Origin of the sequence: Pelomonas sp. Root1217 (assembly GCF_001425705.1) — a bacterium.
Taxonomy (GTDB): domain Bacteria; phylum Pseudomonadota; class Gammaproteobacteria; order Burkholderiales; family Burkholderiaceae_C; genus Pelomonas.
Window position 1 is genome coordinate 62,938 of the sequence record NZ_LMDC01000023.1, and the last position, 17,970, is coordinate 80,907.

The following is a 17,970-nucleotide window of genomic DNA, read 5'->3' on the forward strand; positions in this document are numbered from 1 at the left end:
GCAAAGATTTGTGTCAAGGGGAGGCCGCTCTGAGCCAGTGCTCCAGGCTGCGCAAGGTGGCCGCCACATCCAGCGGCTTGTTCCAGTAGCCGTCAAAACCATGGCGGCGCGCCAGCTGGGAGGCGACGAACTCGGACTCGGCCGTCACCAGCAGGGCCGGCACGCCTTCGGGCAGGCCGGCATCGCGCAACTGAGGCAGCAATTCATCGCCACCGATATCGGGCAGGCGCAGATCGCACAACAGAAGATCGACGCGGTCCCGGGCGACCAGGCGCCGGGCCTCAGCGCCGCTGCGCGCCACCAGCAGGCTGCAACCTGGGCGCAACTCCAGGATGCCTTGCATCAGCATCACGTTGACGGGATCGTCTTCGACGTAGAGAACCAGGCTTGTCGTCATGCCCGCCCCTTCAAAAGCAGACGGCAGGCTGCAAGCGCCTGGATCGGGCAACACGGCATCGGCAGGGGACAGGCATAGAAACATGATCAGGATTTTGCGCCGATTATCAAATCTATTAATACAGGTGATCAATGCGTCCGCCCCTGAACGGGCGGCGCCGCGCCGGATTTGCCAAATATTGCGAGGCGGCCGCTGCGGAAATCGCCTAGCCGCGACGGCGCAATTCGGCCAGCGCCCGCGACAGCGACAGCCAGCCCTCGGGCAAGGGCCTGCCCGGCGTCCAGTCCGCCGCCGCCATCTCCAGCGCGCGGGCCTGGGCGGCCAAGTCCGTATGGCCCAGCAGTTCGAGCACGGCCTTCAGGCCATGGGCGACGCGGCGCAGTGCGGGCGCATCGCCGCTGGCGACGGCCGCATTGCCCTGCGCGAGATCATCAGCAAAGCGGTCCAGGCAGCCGGTGCGAAAGCTCTCGTACAGGGCCCGATCGCCGCCGAAATGCTGCAGCACCGGGTCAACGCCTGTGGTCAAGGCGGCGATCGGTACTCTGGCTAGGGCGCGCCCCCGCAGCAGCTCGCTGAACGTGTCCAGCAGCTCGATCAGCGGCACGGGTTTGCGCAGCGTGCGCACGACACCGCGGGCGGCGAGCGCCGCATGGTGATCAGGGTGAACGCCGGCGCTGAAAATCACCCACGGCGGCGCACCGGCAGCCTGGGCCAGGCCCTCGGCGAGCAAGGTTTCGGCCGAGCCGTCGGGCAGCATCAGGTCGCTGACAACGAGTTGCCAGCCCCCGCCCGCCAGCGCGTCGCGGGCATCGGCGAGGCGGCGTACCACGCTCAACTCAACCGCCGGTGCGGCTGGGTCATGGCCCGGCAGCTCTTCGAGAGCCAATTCGACAAAGCGGGCAATCGAGGCGTCATCCTCGATCAGCAGCAAACGCGCGGGCATAGGTATGCGCGCGCTCAGGCCGGCTGGGCCGCCGCGGCCTCGGCCAGCAGCGGTGGCAGCTCGGTGACCAGGGCCGTCTTGTGCACCAGCGGCACGCCCTCCAGCGCGAAGGCATAGGGCGCGCGCTGCGTCTCGTCCAGCGCGGTCACGACGATGAGGCGGCTGCGTGCGAACTGGGGGTGCGAGCGCAGGCTCGTGATCAACGCCGCGCCGTCAATGCCCGGCAACAGGATGTCGATGAGCAGCACATCCGGCTCGAGACGGCCGGCCATGGCCAGCCCGGCGATGCCGTCGGAGGCGACGTGCAACTGGGCTTCAGGCAACTCGCGCTTGACGACCAGGCTGATGAGGTTCTGGAAGTGCACCGAGTCCTCGATGAGCAGCAAGGTCAAGGGGCGTTCGTTCGCCTGCGCGCCAGAGCTTGGCAGCGCTGTCGTCGCACGGCCGGCACGGGCGGCGAGCCAGGCATCCAGCGAACTGCGCAGGATGCGGCGGTGGCCACCTGGCGTTTTCCAGGCCTGCAATTCACCGCGGTCGACCATCAGCTGCACGGAGCGCACAGCCATGCCCAGCTGTTGAGCGGCTTCGGTGGTCGAGCAGGTGTCGGGCGCGGACGGGTTGCGGTTCACTTGCGGTATTTTGCCGAATTTGCCGGCGATCGCCGAGCTGGCATATTTGATAGAAATGATCACATCGGAGAATGCGACACCGATACGGAGCCCGCTGCCATGCTGCCCACCGCCGCCTTCGACCCCGCCATCCCGCCGCTGGTACTGCTCTGCCATGACCCGGGCGACGTTCATGACGCAGACCGCAGTGCCCATCGCGCGCGGCTTGGGCATCTGGCGGAGGCCCTGGCCCTGCATCTGGGCGTGGGCGCCGACAGTGCTCGCCAGCTGCGCCTGGCCGCGCCCCTGCATGACATCGGCGAACTCGACGGCAGCCCTGCCAGCACCGCACCGCCCAGGCCGCTGACGGCCGAGGAGGCGCGCCACCGCCGGCGCGCTCAGCCCTACCGCGGCGCAGCCCTGCTCAGCGGCTCCGGCCTGCCCCTGTTCGCCCTGGCGGCCGAAATCGCCCTGCACCACCGCGAGCGCTGGGACGGCAGCGGCTATCCGGAGGGCCTCAAGGGCGAGTCCATCCCGCTGTCTGGGCGTATCGTTGCCGTCGTGGACTATTTCGACGCACTGACCCTGCCCCGCAGCTACCGCCCGGCCCGCGCCGACGACCGCGCGCTGGCGATGCTGGCCGAGCAGGCCGGCAGCGCCTTCGACCCGGCCATCGTCGCCGCCTTCCTTGCCCATGCCCCCGAGTTGATCGCGCTGCGCGACCGCATCAACGCGACGCGCGCCGGAGCGAAGGCATGACGCGGCTGACGGCCGCGCTGCTTGGCCTTCTCGGCTTGCTGGCCACCGTCGCGGCCGCATCGGTTTCAGCGGCCCCTAACATCACCTCGCAGCGCGTGCAGGACCGCGGCGAATTGCGGGTGTGCATCTGGCCCGACTACTACGGCATCTCGCTGCGAAATCCGCGCACCGGCCAGCTCTCGGGCATCGACATCGACCTGTCGGCAGCCTTTGCCGCCGATCTCAAGGTCAAGCCGGTCTACGTCGATTCCTCTTTTGCGACACTCGTCGACGACCTACTGCGCGACCGCTGCGATGTTGCGATGTTCGCCATCGGCATGACGCCGCAACGCGCGCAAGCACTGCGCTTCAGCCGGCCCTATCTGGAAAGCGACATCTATGCCGTCACGACGCGCAGCAGCCGTGTCGTGCAGCGCTGGCAGGATCTGGACCGCCCCGGCGTGCGCATCGCCGTGCAGGCCGGCACCTTCATGGAACCGGTCATGGCAGCTGCCCTCAAACAGGCTAACCTCGTCGTCGTGCGACCACCCGCCACCCGCGAGCGCGAACTCGAGGCCGGCCGCGTGGATGCCTTCATGACCGATTACCCCTACAGCCGCCGTCTGCTGGACAACGCCGACTGGGCCCGCCTCGTCGCGCCGCCCGCGCCCTTTTCCGTGCTGCCCTATGCCTATGCCGTCAAGCCCGGTGACGCGGCCTGGCTGACGGCCGTCGACGAATTCGTCTCCCGCATCCAGCGCGATGGCCGGCTGCAAGCCGCCGCCAAGCGGCACGGCTTGAGCGCGATCGTGCGCGAGAGATGAGGCCCCCGGTCCAAGGCATACCTTGGCCCGCCCCCCGAGGGGGCGGCGATGCTTGGTGGATCGACCACCAAGCACATCGCCGGCGCGGACCGGCTAGGGAGCGGCCCGGCGCTCGGTCCGCAGGGAACTTCGGGTATGCCGCACCGTAGTCGCTGGCGTCCAAGCATCATCACCGCCAGCGCCGGCGTCCTGCTCGCGGCCACGTTGCTCGCTGGCGCGGGCTACAGCATCTGGCGCGAGAAACGCGAGCAGACGACCGAGGTCGCCGCCCGCCAGGCGCTGCTTGCGCGCGTGCTCGAGGACCACGCCAGCCGCAGCCTGGATGCCGCCCAACTGGCCCTGGCCGGCCTGGCCGACGTGGCCGAGCGCGGCGCGCCGCCAGAGGTGCTGCAGGCCCTGCTCGGCCAGACCCAGGCCAGCCTGGGTTTCCTGCGCGGCGTCGCCCTGCTCGACGAGGCCGGCCATGTGCTGGCCGCCGCCGACCCTGCCGACCGCGGCGTGCAGATCGCCACGACCAGGCTCGGCCCGTTGCCGGCCGCAGGCCAGGACACCCTGGGCGGCTTCGTCGCCGCGCGCAGCCTGGCCAGCCTCGCCGAAGTCGCACCAGGCAGCGCAGCGGCCGTTGTGCCGCCAGGGGTGGGCTTCATCCCGCTGCTGCGCGGCATCAAGACCCCCGACGGCCGGCCAGCCCTGCTTGCTGCCCTCATCAACCCCGACGCACTGGCCAACTTCCAGGAGCTGACGCTGAACGACGCCCGTGCCGCGGCAGCACTCGTGGACCTGGACGGCCGGCTGCTCGCGGTGACCGTCGGTGCCGACCACCTGGCAGGTGAACGCCTGGCCTCGCTGCAACTGCCCACCGGCCCGCTGGCGCGCGTGCGCACCGGCAGCGAATACGGCCGCTGGGACGGCGCGGGCCTGCGCGATGCCGACCAGCTCGGTGCCTTTCGCGCGCTGCGCACTCGCCCCCTCGTCGTCGTCGTTGAGATGCCCCAGGGCGAGTTGCGCACCCAGTGGCTGTCCACCGCATGGGACCTCGGCCTGCCCGCCATCGGCATCGCCGCTGCGTTGCTCGTGCTGTCGGCCGTGGGCGCCGCCGCACTGCGCGCGCGCGAGCGCTCCATGCTGGAACTCGACGAGGCCCAGCGCCAGGTCGCCGAGCGCGAGCGCGAGCTCAGCGCCATCTTCGGCAGCGTGCAGGACCTGCTGTTCCGCACCAACGCGGCCGGCCAGGTGACCTTCATCAACGAGGGCTATGCCCGCCTCAGTGGCCATCCCGTCGCCCAGGTGCTGGGCCGGCCGCTGCAGGAGCTGTTCGGCGGCTCGCCGGCCGTGGCCACGCTGTTCGCGGCGGGCGACGTTCACGAAGCCCGCCCGCACGAACTGCGCGCCGACTGGATCGCGGACGACGGCAAGGCGCGCAGCTTCGAGATCCACCTGGTGCCGCTGCGCCACCGCGCCGGCCTACTCGAATGGGTGGGCAGCGCGGCCGACGTCAGCGGACTGGTGCGTGCCCAGGCCGAACTGCGCGCCCAGCTCGGCCTGGCGCGCTCGCTGCTGTCCAGCAGCCCGCTGCCCACGTCGGTGCTGGACAGCGACAACCGCTATCTCGACGTCAACCGCGCCTGGGAGCAGTTCACCGGCCGGCGCCGCAGCGAGGTGCTGGGCCGCAAGGCCGCCAGCTATCTGCGCCCCGAGGAGGCCGCCCTGCACGACAGCCGCGACGCCGAGCTGCTGGCGCGCGGCGGCGAGATGAACTACGAGGCCATCTGGCATGGCCTCGATGGCCGGCGGCGCGACCTCTACATCAGCAAGTCCACCTTTCCCGACGCCCACGGCCGCCCCATGGGCATAGTCGTCTGCCTCATGGACATCAGCGAATTCCGCGAGGCCGAGCGCGCCACCCGCGCCGCCCGCGACGCCGCCCTGCAGGCCTCGCGGGCCAAGTCCGACTTCATCGCCAACGTCAGCCACGAGCTGCGCACGCCGCTGCAGTCCATCCTCGGCTTCTCCGAGATCGGCGCGCGGCGCGCGCGCGCCGAGCCCCGCCTGGCTGAGCTCTTCGGCGACGTGCACCACGCCGGCCAACGCATGCTCAGCCTCGTCAACGACCTGCTCGACCTCAGCAAGATCGAGCGCGGTGCCGAACCCCTGCAGCCCGAGCGCCTGGACCTGAGGCCACTGGCCGTCGAGGTCGGCCGCGAACTCGAGCCCCTGCTGGCCGCGCGCCAGCTCAGCCTGGCCATGGCCCTGGGCGACGAGGACCTGGTCGTGCTGGCCGACCCAGGGCGCCTGCAGCAACTGCTGCGCAACCTGCTGGCCAATGCCATCCGCTTCTCGCCCGTGGGCGGCCACATCGAGGTGACGGCCTGGCAGGACGATGCGGCCGCCGAAGTGCGGGTTGATGTCGCCGACCGCGGCCCCGGAATTCCGCCGGACGAACTGGAGAGCATCTTCGAAGCCTTCGTGCAGTCCAGCGCAACGAAGAACGCCGCCGGAGGCACGGGCCTGGGCCTGGCCATCTGTCGGCGCATCGCCGAGGCCCATGACGGCCGTGTCTGGGCGGCCAACCGCGCCGGTGGGGGCGCTGTCATCAGTCTGGCACTTCCCGCCACGCGCTTTGGCGACACCACGCCGGCAGCGCTTTGACGGCTACATCGGAAGGGGATCTCATGACCGACAGCGACAAGATGAGCGACAAGCTGTTTGCCGGCTCCATTCCGAGGCTCTACGACACCTTGATGGTGCCGCTGATCTTCGACGGCTATGCCGCCGACACGGCGGCGCTGGTCGCGGCCAGCTCGCCGCGCAGCGTGCTCGAAACAGCCGCCGGCAGCGGCGCGGTCACCCGTGCGCTGGCGCCAAGGCTGGCCGCCGCTTCGCGCTACGTGGTGACCGACCTCAACCAGCCCATGCTCGACTACGCCGCCAGCCAGCAAGGCGCCGACAGCCGCATCGAATGGCGGCAGGCGGATGCCCTGGCCCTGCCTTTTGACGACGGCTCCTTCGATGTGGTGTGCTGCCAGTTCGGCGCAATGTTCTTTCCTGATCGCGCCGCGGGCTACGCCGAGGCACGGCGGGTGCTCAAGCCCGGCGGGCGCTTTGTCTTCACCGTCTGGGACCGCATTGAAGAGAACGCCTTTGCCGACGAAGTCACCCACGCCGTCGCCACGGTGTTCGCGCACGACCCGCCGCGCTTTCTCGCCCGCACGCCGCACGGCTATCACGACGCCGCGCTGATCCACGCGGACCTGGGTCGCGCGGGCTTCACCGAGATCACGATCGAGACGCGCGCGAAGTTGAGTCACGCATCCTCGGCTCGCGCCGCTGCCATGGCCTATTGCCAGGGAACACCGTTGCGCAACGAGATCGAGGCACGCGACGCTGGCCTGCTACAGCTCGCCATCGACCGCGCCACCGAAGTGATCGCCAGCCGCCACGGCGACGGCGCTGTGGCGGGAAAGATCCAGGCCCATGTGATCGTGGCGGCGGGGTAGCGGTTGCTGCACCGTGCCGCAGGTGACAGCGCCTCACCGTGCTGGCGGCACAGAATCGCCGCACCCTTTGGAGCTGTCATGAACTCACGCGCCACCTTCACCCGCATGGACGAAAGCAGCCGCGAAGACTGGGGACTCATCGTGCCCGAGGCGATGAAGATGGCCCGCAGCCTGCCTGACCGCGTGCTCGATCATCTGCGCCTGCTGGACGGCGATTTCGGCGGCTTTCCGGTGGACCGGCTGACGCATTGCCGCCAGACCGCCACGCTGGCCCATCGTGATGGCCGCGACGAGGAGTACGTCTGCTGCGCGCTGCTGCACGACATCGGCGACACGCTGGGCTCGTTCAATCACCCCGACATCGCCGCCGCCATCCTCAAACCCTTCGTGACGGAAGAGAACCTGTGGATGGTGCAGCAGCACGGCATCTTCCAGGGCCACAATTTCTTCCACCACATCGGCCTGGACCGCGACATGCGCGAGCAGTTCCGCGGCCACCCGCATTTCGGGCGCACGGCCGAGTTTGTCGAGCGCTACGACAACCCGGCCTTCGACCCGCAGGCCCAGGCCCTGCCGCTGGACTTCTTCGAGCCGATGCTGCGACGGCTGATGGCCCAGCCGCGCCAGTCGATCTACAAAAGCGCGATGAAGGTTTAGCCCTTCGTCTGGTTGGCTTTCACGGCCGCCTTGATCAATGCTTTCAGCGCAGCCTTGTCGATCTTGTCGCCTTCCTTGAAGTCGATCGCGCGACGCACATTGCCTTCGAGGCTGGAGTTGAAGAGACCTTTGGGGTCAGCCAGGGAAGCGCCCTTGGGAAAGGTCATCTTCACGGCGCTCTTGTAGGCCTCGCCGGTGCAGACGATGCCGTCATGCGACCAGACCGGGTTGCTCCATTTCCACTCCTCGACGATGTCGGGGTCGGCTTCGTGAATAAGCGCGCGCAGCGCGGCAAGCGTCTCGCTGCGCCAGCCGCCCAGGCTGGCGATGCGTTCGTCGATGAGGGCCGCGGCCGGGGGGGTGGATGTCGAGGGGCTCTTGCTGCTCATGGCGGTGACGGAATGTCTGGCGGGAACCGCAGCCTAACGTCAGCCGCCCTGGAGCGCTTCTTGAAATCTGATGGCTTCACGTCACTCAGGCCGCAGCATCAGCAGCCCCAGCAGCAGGAAGACGGCATACAGCGCCCGCTGGAACAACAGGGCTGGCAGCCGCTCACGCAGGCGGGCACCCAGGGCCATGCCGGCGAAGGCCGCCGCCAGCGCCATGCCGCTGGCCCAGGGATCGGGCGGCGCCGCGGCATCCAGCCCACCCAGGCGCGCGGCCAGCGCCAGCGAGGCCAGCATGAAGCTGATGCCCAGGGCCTGGATCAAGGCGCCCCGCCGCAGCTGCAGCGATTGCAGAAACGGCACCATGGGCAGCACGAAGACACCGGTCGCCGCGCTGACCGCACCGCCCACCAGGCCCGCCAGCCCGCCCAACAAGCCGGCAAGGCGCCCCGGGTCGGGCAGCCGCGGCCGACACAGGCCGAACACCCCATAGGCCACCAAGACGCCAGCCAGCGCCAGCCGCGCGCCGCCATGACCCGAGCCGAGGCTTGGAACCGGAGCGAACAACGTGCCCAGCACCAGGCCCGTCCACAGCGGCCAGAGCCGCCGCCACAGCCCGGCCGCGTGCGGGCCCATGCACTGGGCCACATTGGTCAGCAAGGCCGGCAGCAGCATCAGCGCGGCAGCCGGCGCTGCCGGCAGGCGCAGGCTCAGCAGGGCCATGGCCAGTGTCGGCAGACCCATGCCGGACACGCCCTTGACGAGGCCAGCCAGCAAGAAGGTCAGCGCCACCCAGCCCAGCAGACCGGCCGACAGCCATTCGATGTCATCCATGCCGGCATGGTCGGCACGGCGGCGCGATGCGTCCATCGCGCAATGCCGCGCATATCCTCCGGTATTGCCGAAGGATGGGCCATGAACGCACGCAATCCGCATTACCGCATCGACCCCTTCGACCTGCGCCTGTTCACCGCCGTGGCGCAGAGCGGCACGATCACGGCCGGCGCGCGCGCCGTGCATCTGTCGCTGGCCGCGGCCAGCACGCGCCTGCGGCAGCTGGAGCAGGCCATCGGCTCCAGAGTGATGCAACGCGCCAAGACAGGCATCACCCTGACCGACGCCGGCCGCACCCTGCTGCGCCACGCCGGCCGGCTGCAGCGCGAGATGGAGGCCCTCCATGCCGGCATGGCGGCCCACGCCCATGGCGTGCGCAGTACGGTGCGCCTGCTGTGCAACACCGCCGCTATCACCGAGCACCTGCCGCCGCTGCTCGGCCCATTCCTCGCGGCCCACCCGGACATCGACGTCGAGCTGCGCGAGCTGGACAGCCAGGACGTGCTGCAGGCCATGCGCCAGGAGCGCGCCGATCTCGGCATCGTGGCCGACCACGTTGCCACCGAAGGGCTCGACACCCGGCCCTTCCGCGAGGACAACCTGGTGGCCGTGCTGCCCGCTGCCTGGACACGGCGCCTGGGCGTGCGCAAGGCCGGCCTGGCATTTGCGCAACTGCTGGCCCAGCCCTTTGTCGGCCTGCCCGCCGAGGCCGGCTTGAGCCGCTTCCTGCAGGCCCGCGCACTGCAGCATGGCCGCGGCCTGCATCAGCGCGTGCAGGTGCAGGGTTTCGAAGCCCTGCTGCAATTGGTGGCCGATGGCGTGGGCGTGGCCATCGTGCCGGCACTGACGGCGCGGCGCCTGGCCCGCCCGGGCGTTTGTGTCGCGCCCCTGGCCGAGCCCTGGGCCAGGCGCCGGCTGCTGCTTTGCTTCGGCAAATCCGAAGACCTGACGCCTGGCGCCGCCGGCCTGCTGGCTGCGCTGCAGGCCTAGGACCGGGCCTCGGTAAAGCCGATGCCCGCGTGCTTCTCGTCGTAGAAGGCCATGCGGCCCTTCAGCGCCGCATGCTCGTCGTAGGGGTCCTCATAGGACCAGATCGCGTCCTTCAGCGTGCGGCCGTTCTGGGTGACGGTGTAGTAGCTCGCATCGCCCTTGAAGGGGCAATGCGTCCTGGTGTCGCTGCGCTCCAGCTTGTCGACCTTCACGGCCTCGCGCGGGAAGTACAGGCGCGGCGGCGCACCGGTCTCGTCGACGCGGATCACGTCGTCGGACTCGGCAACGACCTGGCCGTCGATGCGGGCCGTGACCCGGTGGGCCAGGCGGGTTTCGGCGACGGTGTGCTCGGGATGGTCACGGTGACCGGGCGATTTGCTCATGGCAGGCCTTTCAGTGCATTCAGACGCCGAACGGATAGGTCTCCGGCAGACCGGAGTGCGCAGGCTCGGCGCCCAGGGGTGCCAGCGCCTGCGTCTCGTCGAACCACAGCCAGGCGTCGTACTGCCGTGACAGCACCGACTCGGCGTAATGGCTCCAGCGCTCGGTGTCGGGGCGGTAGATGACGCCGATATAGCGCTCCAGCCGCGGCACGCGCAATTGCTGGCGCAGCTCGACATGGCGCTCGGGCCGCAAATCCAGCAGGAAGCGCGCAACGCCGGTGTCATGGCAGAGCCGCTCATAGCTGTCGCTGCGCGAAGGTCGCACGGGCATGACTTCCATGTCGGCGTCCCAGTCGTGGGCCGCCGCAACCGTGCCGGTATGCGTACCCTGGCCGATCAGCGCCACCTGCTCGCCCCAGGCCTGGCGCGCCAGCTGGCCCAGGTTGTGCTCGCCGCGCGTCATGCCCATGTCGGTGAAGCGCGCATCGCCAATGTGGGAGTTGTGCGCCCAGACGATGGCCTTGGCCATGGGGCCGTTGAAGGCCAGCAGCTGTGCCAGCGTCTCGAACATGTGCGAGTCGCGCAGGTTCCAGCTGGCGGCGCCACCCTGGTACATGACGCGGTAATAGCGCTCGGCGGAGGCGACGAGGCGAGCGTTCTGCGCCGCGTCCAGGAAGCTGTCCTTGCCCTCGCTGGCGTAGTCGAGCTGGCGCACCAGCAGGTCGCGGCATTGCTGCACGACGGCCCGCTCGCAGCGCTCGAAGCCCGGGTCCAGGGCTGCACGGCCGTAGAAGGCCGGGTCCTGCTGCCAGGGCGTCAGGCAGGCATAGCGCTCACGGGCAGTGCGGGCCGCTTCGGGGTCGACGCTGTCGAGATACGCGAGCACGGCCGCGATGGAGGCGCGCAGGTTGTAGAGGTCCAGGCCATGGAAGGCGACGCGCGCTTCCGGTGCCCGGCCGGCGTTGTGGCGGTGCAGCCAGCCGACGAATTCGGCGAACTCGCGGTTGCGCCACATCCAGGTCGGGAAGCGCTCGAAGGGCGGCTGGGCCGGTGGGGGTGCGCCGTCGCGCGGCCGGATGCGCCGGTCCACGGCCGCCGCGTCCGGCCAGTCCGCCTCGACGGCGACGAGGTTGAAGCCATGACGCTCGATCAAGTGGCGCGAGATGGCGGCACGCGAACGGTAGAATTCCGAGGTGCCGTGGCTGGCCTCGCCCAGCATGACGACACGGCAGGCCGCGAAGCGGTCGAACAGCGCGCCGAAGCCGGGCGCATCGACATCGGGCAGGGGCTCGAGCGCCGCCTTCAGCAGCTGGCTCATGGCGCCGCCTTGTCGTCGCGCCGGCATCGCGCGACCCGCCTCACCCCGGCGCTCCGGCTTTCGGGTGGCCGGCCAGGCGCTGGGCGAGCTGGGCCGGGCTTTCCTGCACGACGTCCTTGTCCTGGGTGCTGGCGATGACGTCAGACAGGCCCGGCGCCAGCGCCTTGCGCAGATAGCCCAGCAAACGAGGTGCCGCCAGGATGTGCAGCAAGTCGTACCGCTTTTGCCGGTGGTACTCGGCCAGGCGCTCGGCGATGCGGACGGCGAAGACCTGGGCGTGCTGGTGACGCTCGCTGTCGCTGGCCGACACGGTGGCATTGCCGGCGCGGCGGCCGTGAGCGTCATGGCGCATCTCGGCCTCGCGCGCATGGGCGTCGGGGTCGGTCAGGTCTTCCACCGGCACCAGGTCGGCGCCGCCCGGCGGCTGCTCGAAGATGCGGGCGATGGCTTCATCGGCCACCAGGACCCAGGTCGTTTTCATCGTGGCACTCCTTTCGTGGCAGGAATGCCAGGCGGCAATCGACGTTCCCACCGGCGGCGGCGCGTCCACGGCGACAGGAGCCTCACTTGGAAGCGCGTCCTGCGCTTCCTCGAAACCCTGCCTAGTCGTTCAACGACGACAGGAACTGCTTGAGCTCCGGCGTCTGCGGCGCGCCGAAGAGCGCGGCCGGCGGGCCGATCTCGTGCACGCGGCCCTGGTGCATGAAGATGACGCGGTCCGCCACCTTGCGCGCGAAGCCCATCTCGTGCGTGACCATCAAGAGCGTCATGCCTTCGTCGGCCAGGCTCTCGACGACGCGCAGCACCTCGCCCACGAGCTCCGGGTCCAGCGCCGAGGTGATCTCGTCGCACAGCAGCACCGCCGGCTCCATCGCCAACGCGCGGGCGATGGCCACGCGCTGCTGCTGGCCGCCGGACAGCTGGTCGGGCATAGCGTCGAACTTTTCGGACAGGCCGACGCGGCTGAGCAGTTTTGAGGCCTGCTGAGCGGCATCGGCGGCGCTGCGTTTTTTCACGAGGGTAGGCGCCAGCATCACATTACGGCCCACGCTCAGGTGCGGGAACAGGTTGAAGCCCTGGAAGATCATGCCCACCTGCTGGCGCAGCGTGCGCATGGCCATGGCGCTCTCGTAAAGCAGCGGCTTGCCGTTGACGGTCAGTGAGCCGTCCTGGAACTGCTCCAGCCCATTGATGCAGCGCAGCAGCGTGCTCTTGCCCGAGCCGCTCTTGCCGATGATGGCGATGACCTCGCCGCGCACAACGTCGAGGTCGATGCCCTTGAGCACCTCGTTGGCGCCATAGGACTTGCGCAGCGCGGTGATGCGCACGATGGGCGCGCCAGGCACGACGGGCGCGGCCTGCAGGTCTTCAAGTTGGGCGGCCATGGGCTTTGCCTTCCAGATGTTGTGCCAAGAGGCTGACGGGGAAGCACAGCGCGAAGTACAGCAGCGCCACACAGCCGAAGACGAGGAAGGGCTTGAAGCTGGCGTTGGCGATCATGCTGCCGGCCTTGGTCAGCTCGATAAAGCCGATCACCGACGCCAGCGCCGTGCCCTTGATGACCTGCACCAGGAAGCCCACCGTCGGCGCAATGGCCAGGCGACCGGCCTGCGGCAGGATGACGTGGCGCAGCTGCTCGCCGAAGCTCAACGCCAGGCTGCGCGCCGCCTCCCACTGGCCGCGCGGCACGGCGTCCACGCAGCCGCGCCAGATCTCGACGAGGTAGGCGCTGGTGTAGAGGGTCAGCGCCAGCGCAGCGGCCGTCCAGGCCGACACTTCCAGGCCCAGCAGGGCCAGGCCGAAGTAGGCGAGGAAAAGCTGCATCAGCAGCGGTGTGCCCTGGAAGAGCTGGACGTAGAGCGCGATGGCGCGCCGGGTGCGGGCGCCAAGGCGCAAGCGCAGCGTCAGCAGCAGGCCGCCCACCAGGCCGCCGCCGATGAAGGCGATGACCGACAGGGCCACCGTCCAGCGCAGCGCCAGCAGCAGGTTGCGCACGATGTCCCAGAGGGTGAACTCGATCATGCCGGCCGCCTTCCGAAAATGAAGCGCGGCCCGGCCCAGGCCAGCAGCTTGCGCGCTGCGATGGCCAGGGCCAGATAGGCCAGCGTCGCGATGATGAAGGCCTCGAAGGCGCGGAAGTTGCGGCTCTGGATCAGGTTGGCCGCATAGCTCAGCTCCTCGGTGGAGATCTGCCCGCAGACGGCCGAGCCCAGCATGACGATGATGATCTGGCTCGTCAGCGCCGGCCACACGCGCTGCAGCGCCGGCGGCAGCACGACGCGCGTGAACACCTGCACGGGGCTGAGTGCCAGGCTCTGGGCCGCCTCCCACTGGCCGCGCGGCGTGGCCTGGATACCGGCGCGCAGGATCTCAGTGCCGTAGGCGCCGAGGTTCAGCGTCATCGCGATCAGCGACGCAGCCTCGGGCGACAGCTTCACGCCCGCGGCCGGCAGGCCGAAGAAGATGAAGAACAGCTGCACGATGAAGGGCGTGTTGCGCAGCAGCTCGACGTAGGCACCGAGCAGGCGGCGCAGCCACACCGGGCCGCTGGCACGCGACCAGGCGCCCAGCGTGGCGATCAGCAGGCCCAGCGGCGTGGCGATGAGCGTCAGGCCGAGCGTCCACGCGAGCCCCTTCAGCAGCAGCGGCCATTCAGCGAGGACGGCCAGGAAGTCGAATGTGATCATGTACCTGTGCTCCCATGCCAATACCGGAACACAGCCACAGAGGCACAGAGACACAGAGAAGAAGACAAAGGAATCTGCATTCCTCCGTGCCTCTGTGCCTCTGTGGCTTTGTTCAGCTGAGCCTTCCGACGGCGCGACTTCACTTCAACGGCTCACAACGGCAGTTCGCCCGTGCCGCGGCCGAGCCACTTCTTGGACAGCGCCTCCAGCTCGCCCGCCGCCTTGGCCGCCGCGATGATGTCGTTCACCTTGGCCAGCAGCGCGTCTTCGCCCTTGGCGACGCCGACGAAGCACGGGCTGTCCTTGAGCAGCAGCTTGTATTCGGTGTTCAGCCCCGGGTTGCGCTGCATCAGGTTGCCGGCGACGGCGGCGCTGGTGGCCAGCAGCTGGGTCTGGCCGGCGGCGAAAGCGGCGATGGTGGCGTTGTTGTCCTCGAAGCGCTTGTATTCCAGCGTGGCGGGTGCCACCTTGGCCAGCTCCTGGTCCTCCATCGCACCGCGCGTGACGGCCACGCTTTTCCCGCCCAGGTCGGCCCACGTCTTGATGGGCAGGCTCTTGGCCGCGAACACGGCCTGGTAGAAGGGTGCGTAGGCGGCGCTGAAGTTGATGACCTTCTCGCGCTCGGGGTTCTTGCCCAGCGTCGAGATGACCAGGTCGGCCTTCTTGGTCTGCAGGTAGGCGATGCGATTGGCGCTGGTCACCGGCACCAGTTCCACCTTGACGCCGAGCTTGGCCGCGATGAGCTGGGCCACCGCCACGTCCAGGCCCTGCGGCGCCATGTCGGGGCCGACGAAGCCGTAGGGCGGGTAGTCGGTCGGGATGGCAATCTTGATCGCCTTGCTCTTGGTGATGGTGTCCAGCGCGGTCTGGGCCTGGGCAGCGGCGGCCAACAGGCTCAGGCCGGCGATCAGCGTCAGGCGGCGGGAAAGCGTCAAGGTCATAGCAGGGCTCCTAGGTAGGCAGGTTCGGCGGTGGAGGAAGTCGTGGAGGGCAGCGGCGCGAGGGCTTCGCGCAGCTGCTGCAGCGGGTCGTCGTCGGCGGGCAGGCGCAGCGCGGCCTGCACGCTGGACAGGTGCTCTGCCATCAGCGCCTCGGCGCGGGCGCTGTCGCCAGCGGCCAGGGCTTCGACGATGGCGACATGGTCCTGGCAGGACAGCGCCGCGTCGTGGGACGACTGGTAGCGCATCGCAATCAGCGTCGTGCGCGCCGTGACGTCGCGCAGCGTGTCGGCCAGCAGGCTGTTGCCCAGGCATTCGGCCAGGCAGACGTGGAAATCACCGAGCAGGAAGCTGCGCGTGCCAACGTCGTCGCCGCGCAGCGCGGCCTGCTCCTGCTGCAGGTGCTGGTTGAGCCGCGTGATCGCATCGGCGGGCAATTGCGGCTGGCCCCGGATCAGGCCGAGTTCGATGACGCGGCGCGCCTCGAAGGCCTCGCGCACTTCGTCCGGCGTCGGCGCGATCAGATACCAGCCGCGCCGCGCGCTGACGGTGACGATGCCGCGCGCCGCCAACCGCGTCAGCGCCTCGCGCACGATGGTGCGGCTGCAGTCGAACAGCATCGCCAGTTGCTGCTCGCCCAGTCGCGCGCCGGGCGCGAGCTTCTGCGCAAGCACCGCTTCGATGATGCGCTGGCTGATGTCGGTGGCGGAGATGCCCATGGCGGGGGCTCTGCAGCTTCCGTGCCAGCGCTCATCTGGCTTGTATGCAAGTCATGCGCACAAAACTGGGCCAGCCGGACGCCCTGTCGCACCGCCCCGGTGCGGAACAGCCCCAACGCGGATCGGGTCGTTGCGCATCGGCTAGCTTCATCCCTTTTGGAAGGCTTGCCATGGACCTGCAACTGAAGAACCGCCTCGCCCTCGTGTCGGGCAGCACGGCCGGCATCGGCTTCGCCATCGCGCAGTCGCTCGCTGCCGAGGGCGCTCGCGTCATCGTCAACGGCCGCATGCAGCCGGCGGTCGATGCCGCCGTCACGTCGATCCAGGCCACCACTGGCCAGGAGGCGCTCGGCTTTGCCGGCGACCTCAGTCAGCCGGACGTCGCCGAGGCCCTGGTGCGCGAACACCCTGGCATCGAGATTCTGGTTAACAACCTCGGCATCTTCGAGGCCAAGCCCTTCGAGGAGATCCCGGACGCCGACTGGCAGCGCTTCTTCGACGTCAACGTGCTCAGCGGCGTGCGCCTGGCGCGACTGGTGCTGCCGGCGATGAAGGCCGCCGACTGGGGCCGCATCATCTTCATCTCCAGCGAAAGCGCCGTGCAGATCCCTGCCGAGATGATTCACTACGGCATGACCAAGACGGCCCAGCTCGCCGTCTCGCGCGGCTTGGCCGAGACCCTGGCGGGCACCGGCATCACCGTCAACAGCGTGCTGCCCGGCCCGACACGCTCACGCGGTGTCAATGATTTCGTCGAGCAGGTCTCGCAGGGCAAATCCTTTGCCGAGTTCGAGACCGAGTTCTTTGAGAAGGTGCGGCCGACCTCGCTGATCAAGCGCTTTGCGACGCCCGAGGAAGTGGCCGCCATGGTGACCTACGTCGCCAGCCCGCTGGCCTCCGCCACCACGGGCGCAGCGCTGCGGGTGGATGGGGGGACGACGAAGAGCGCGTTCTAGGGGGGCCAGTCAGGCGCCGAGGGCCGCTTCAGGCTGGGCGCGGTCCTCGCGCGGATGCGTGACGGCTTCCGACCCGAAGCAGCCGTCGCCGCATTCAGCATCGAAAGACACTACAACGCATGGCAACGATTTCCTTCACCCCATTGATCATGTCCGAAGTGGTGATCATTGAATCGCTGGAGGACGATGAAGTTAGAACTGGTCAAGTCCTTGCTGACTACCTTCAAGGCTTGGAAGCTGTCCAGGCGAAGGGAATTGGAGTGCGACTGCTGAGGTGCACCCACGCCGCGGAATGCATTGAACAAATCAGGGCGCACACCGCCGACGCTACTGAGAATGGAACACGGCCAATCCTCCACGTTGAATGTCACGGCTCAATGGAGGGTGGCCTTCAGTTTGCCAACGGTAGCGAACTCGGATGGTCTCAGTTCGGGGACGAACTTCGCGGTCTAAACGCTGCAACCGGAGTCAATCTCATGGTGGGTATCTCCGCCTGCTACGGTGCTCACCTCTTGGGTGACATGGCCTCCATGAAGCCAGCGCCGTGCCTCATGATGATCGGTCCAATGCAAGAGGTGCATGCCAGCGACCTAATGGCGGGATTTAGGCTGTTCTACAGAACGGTATTTGAGACCGGTCGTGCAGGGCTGGCGACAACGAAATTAGCACATCAGGCACCGGACGTCTGGCATATCACCCATGCTGAATACTGGTTCGAGCTAGTCACCACCAACTACGTCAAAGACGAATGCACCCGAAAAGCTATCAGGCGGCGCGCTCTGGACCTCTTCAGAAGAAGCCAACGCGACGGATTTCCTGTGTCCATGGGAACATTCAAGCGCGAAATCCTGCGAGCTCACAGCAAGGATTTGTCGGGGGCAATGTTTGACACGTTCTTCATGCTCGATGCCTTTCCAACGAACAGACAGCGGTTCGATCACGCCCGCCGCCGGTTAGAGGCGAAGCTTGACGGGCTTCGCCGGACGGGCCTGTACATGCTTTAGCAGCATTCGGATCCTCGTCGATGTCTAGCCCAAAGCTGACATCGGCGAGGGATCGCTTCTGGCCGCTTGGGGGCGGCCTCAAGGACCTGCG

The 17,970-nt window shown here is 68.6% G+C and carries 21 protein-coding genes; 8 read left to right on the forward strand and 13 right to left on the reverse strand.

Going from position 1 to position 17,970, the window contains the following annotated elements; translation table 11 throughout:
- Positions 1–13: 13 nt before the first annotated feature.
- From ASC95_RS14585 to ASC95_RS14595, 3 genes are all read right to left on the reverse strand, one after another.
- Positions 14–397: a response regulator gene (locus ASC95_RS14585; RefSeq protein ID WP_057298453.1), complete on the reverse strand. Its 384-nt coding sequence runs from the start codon at positions 395–397 to the stop codon at positions 14–16.
- 205 nt (positions 398–602) lie between these two features.
- Positions 603–1,340, reverse strand: a complete 738-nt coding sequence (locus tag ASC95_RS14590) for an Hpt domain-containing protein (protein WP_057298454.1) — start codon at positions 1,338–1,340, stop codon at positions 603–605.
- A 14-nt stretch (positions 1,341–1,354) separates the two neighbouring features.
- Positions 1,355–1,906 carry a response regulator gene (locus ASC95_RS14595; protein WP_235537954.1) on the reverse strand — a complete coding sequence of 184 codons (552 nt, stop codon included), beginning with the start codon at positions 1,904–1,906 and terminating at the stop codon, positions 1,355–1,357.
- Between the two features lie 162 nt (positions 1,907–2,068).
- On the opposite strand from ASC95_RS14595, the gene ASC95_RS14600 reads away from it, so the two are divergent.
- From ASC95_RS14600 to ASC95_RS14620, 5 genes are all read left to right on the forward strand, one after another.
- Positions 2,069–2,707: an HD-GYP domain-containing protein gene (locus tag ASC95_RS14600; RefSeq protein WP_057298455.1), complete on the forward strand. Its 639-nt coding sequence runs from the start codon at positions 2,069–2,071 to the stop codon at positions 2,705–2,707.
- A complete protein-coding gene (locus tag ASC95_RS14605; protein WP_057298456.1) occupies positions 2,704–3,510 on the forward strand; it encodes an ABC transporter substrate-binding protein in 807 nt (268 codons plus the stop codon). Before ASC95_RS14600 ends, ASC95_RS14605 begins: the two co-directional genes overlap by 4 nt.
- A 135-nt stretch (positions 3,511–3,645) precedes the next feature.
- Positions 3,646–6,159 carry an ATP-binding protein gene (locus tag ASC95_RS14610; RefSeq protein ID WP_057298457.1) on the forward strand — a complete coding sequence of 838 codons (2,514 nt, stop codon included), beginning with the start codon at positions 3,646–3,648 and terminating at the stop codon, positions 6,157–6,159.
- Positions 6,160–6,182: 23 nt separating this feature from the next.
- Positions 6,183–7,007, forward strand: a complete 825-nt coding sequence (locus ASC95_RS14615) for a class I SAM-dependent methyltransferase (protein WP_057298458.1) — start codon at positions 6,183–6,185, stop codon at positions 7,005–7,007.
- A gap of 78 nt (positions 7,008–7,085) precedes the next feature.
- Positions 7,086–7,664, forward strand: coding sequence for an HD domain-containing protein (locus ASC95_RS14620; RefSeq protein ID WP_057298459.1), 579 nt, complete (start codon positions 7,086–7,088; stop codon positions 7,662–7,664).
- On the opposite strand, the gene ASC95_RS14625 is transcribed toward ASC95_RS14620, so the two are convergent.
- On the reverse strand, positions 7,661–8,053 hold the full coding sequence (locus ASC95_RS14625; protein WP_057298460.1) for a DUF1801 domain-containing protein: 393 nt from the start codon (positions 8,051–8,053) through the stop codon (positions 7,661–7,663). The genes ASC95_RS14620 and ASC95_RS14625 overlap by 4 nt on opposite strands.
- A gap of 81 nt (positions 8,054–8,134) precedes the next feature.
- Positions 8,135–8,884 (reverse strand): TSUP family transporter, encoded by a 750-nt coding sequence (locus ASC95_RS14630; protein WP_057299031.1) that lies wholly within the window; start codon positions 8,882–8,884, stop codon positions 8,135–8,137.
- Positions 8,885–8,965: 81 nt separating this feature from the next.
- Between ASC95_RS14630 and ASC95_RS14635 the strand changes: the two genes are divergently transcribed.
- Complete coding sequence (locus tag ASC95_RS14635) at positions 8,966–9,874, forward strand: LysR family transcriptional regulator (RefSeq protein WP_057298461.1); 909 nt, start codon at positions 8,966–8,968, stop codon at positions 9,872–9,874.
- Here the strand turns inward: ASC95_RS14635 and ASC95_RS14640 are convergent.
- The 8 genes from ASC95_RS14640 to ASC95_RS14675 all read right to left on the reverse strand — a co-directional run bounded on the left by ASC95_RS14640 (position 9,871) and on the right by ASC95_RS14675 (position 15,919).
- Entirely contained in the window at positions 9,871–10,257 is a 387-nt protein-coding gene (locus ASC95_RS14640; RefSeq protein ID WP_057298462.1) for a DUF427 domain-containing protein, read from the reverse strand. The two genes, ASC95_RS14635 and ASC95_RS14640, sit on opposite strands and share 4 nt — an antisense overlap.
- A 19-nt stretch (positions 10,258–10,276) precedes the next feature.
- Complete coding sequence (locus ASC95_RS14645; protein ID WP_057298463.1) at positions 10,277–11,575, reverse strand: erythromycin esterase family protein; 1,299 nt, start codon at positions 11,573–11,575, stop codon at positions 10,277–10,279.
- A 40-nt stretch (positions 11,576–11,615) separates the two neighbouring features.
- Positions 11,616–12,056, reverse strand: a complete 441-nt coding sequence (locus ASC95_RS14650; RefSeq protein ID WP_057298464.1) for a host attachment protein — start codon at positions 12,054–12,056, stop codon at positions 11,616–11,618.
- Positions 12,057–12,177: 121 nt separating this feature from the next.
- Positions 12,178–12,960 (reverse strand): amino acid ABC transporter ATP-binding protein, encoded by a 783-nt coding sequence (locus ASC95_RS14655; RefSeq protein WP_057298465.1) that lies wholly within the window; start codon positions 12,958–12,960, stop codon positions 12,178–12,180.
- Complete coding sequence (locus ASC95_RS14660; RefSeq protein ID WP_057298466.1) at positions 12,944–13,597, reverse strand: amino acid ABC transporter permease; 654 nt, start codon at positions 13,595–13,597, stop codon at positions 12,944–12,946. The genes ASC95_RS14655 and ASC95_RS14660 overlap by 17 nt, the downstream gene beginning before the upstream one ends.
- The gene (locus ASC95_RS14665) at positions 13,594–14,262 is read right to left on the reverse strand and encodes an amino acid ABC transporter permease (RefSeq protein ID WP_057298467.1); all 669 of its coding nucleotides are present in this window, start codon (positions 14,260–14,262) and stop codon (positions 13,594–13,596) included. The genes ASC95_RS14660 and ASC95_RS14665 overlap by 4 nt, the downstream gene beginning before the upstream one ends.
- Before the next feature lie 152 nt (positions 14,263–14,414).
- Positions 14,415–15,203 (reverse strand): transporter substrate-binding domain-containing protein, encoded by a 789-nt coding sequence (locus tag ASC95_RS14670; RefSeq protein ID WP_057298468.1) that lies wholly within the window; start codon positions 15,201–15,203, stop codon positions 14,415–14,417.
- On the reverse strand, positions 15,200–15,919 hold the full coding sequence (locus ASC95_RS14675; protein WP_057298469.1) for a GntR family transcriptional regulator: 720 nt from the start codon (positions 15,917–15,919) through the stop codon (positions 15,200–15,202). The genes ASC95_RS14670 and ASC95_RS14675 overlap by 4 nt, the downstream gene beginning before the upstream one ends.
- 170 nt (positions 15,920–16,089) lie before the next feature.
- Between ASC95_RS14675 and ASC95_RS14680 the strand changes: the two genes are divergently transcribed.
- The gene (locus tag ASC95_RS14680) at positions 16,090–16,875 is read left to right on the forward strand and encodes an SDR family NAD(P)-dependent oxidoreductase (protein ID WP_057298470.1); all 786 of its coding nucleotides are present in this window, start codon (positions 16,090–16,092) and stop codon (positions 16,873–16,875) included.
- Positions 16,876–16,994: 119 nt separating this feature from the next.
- Positions 16,995–17,879, forward strand: a complete 885-nt coding sequence (locus ASC95_RS14685) for a hypothetical protein (protein ID WP_057298471.1) — start codon at positions 16,995–16,997, stop codon at positions 17,877–17,879.
- Positions 17,880–17,970 lie beyond the last annotated feature (91 nt).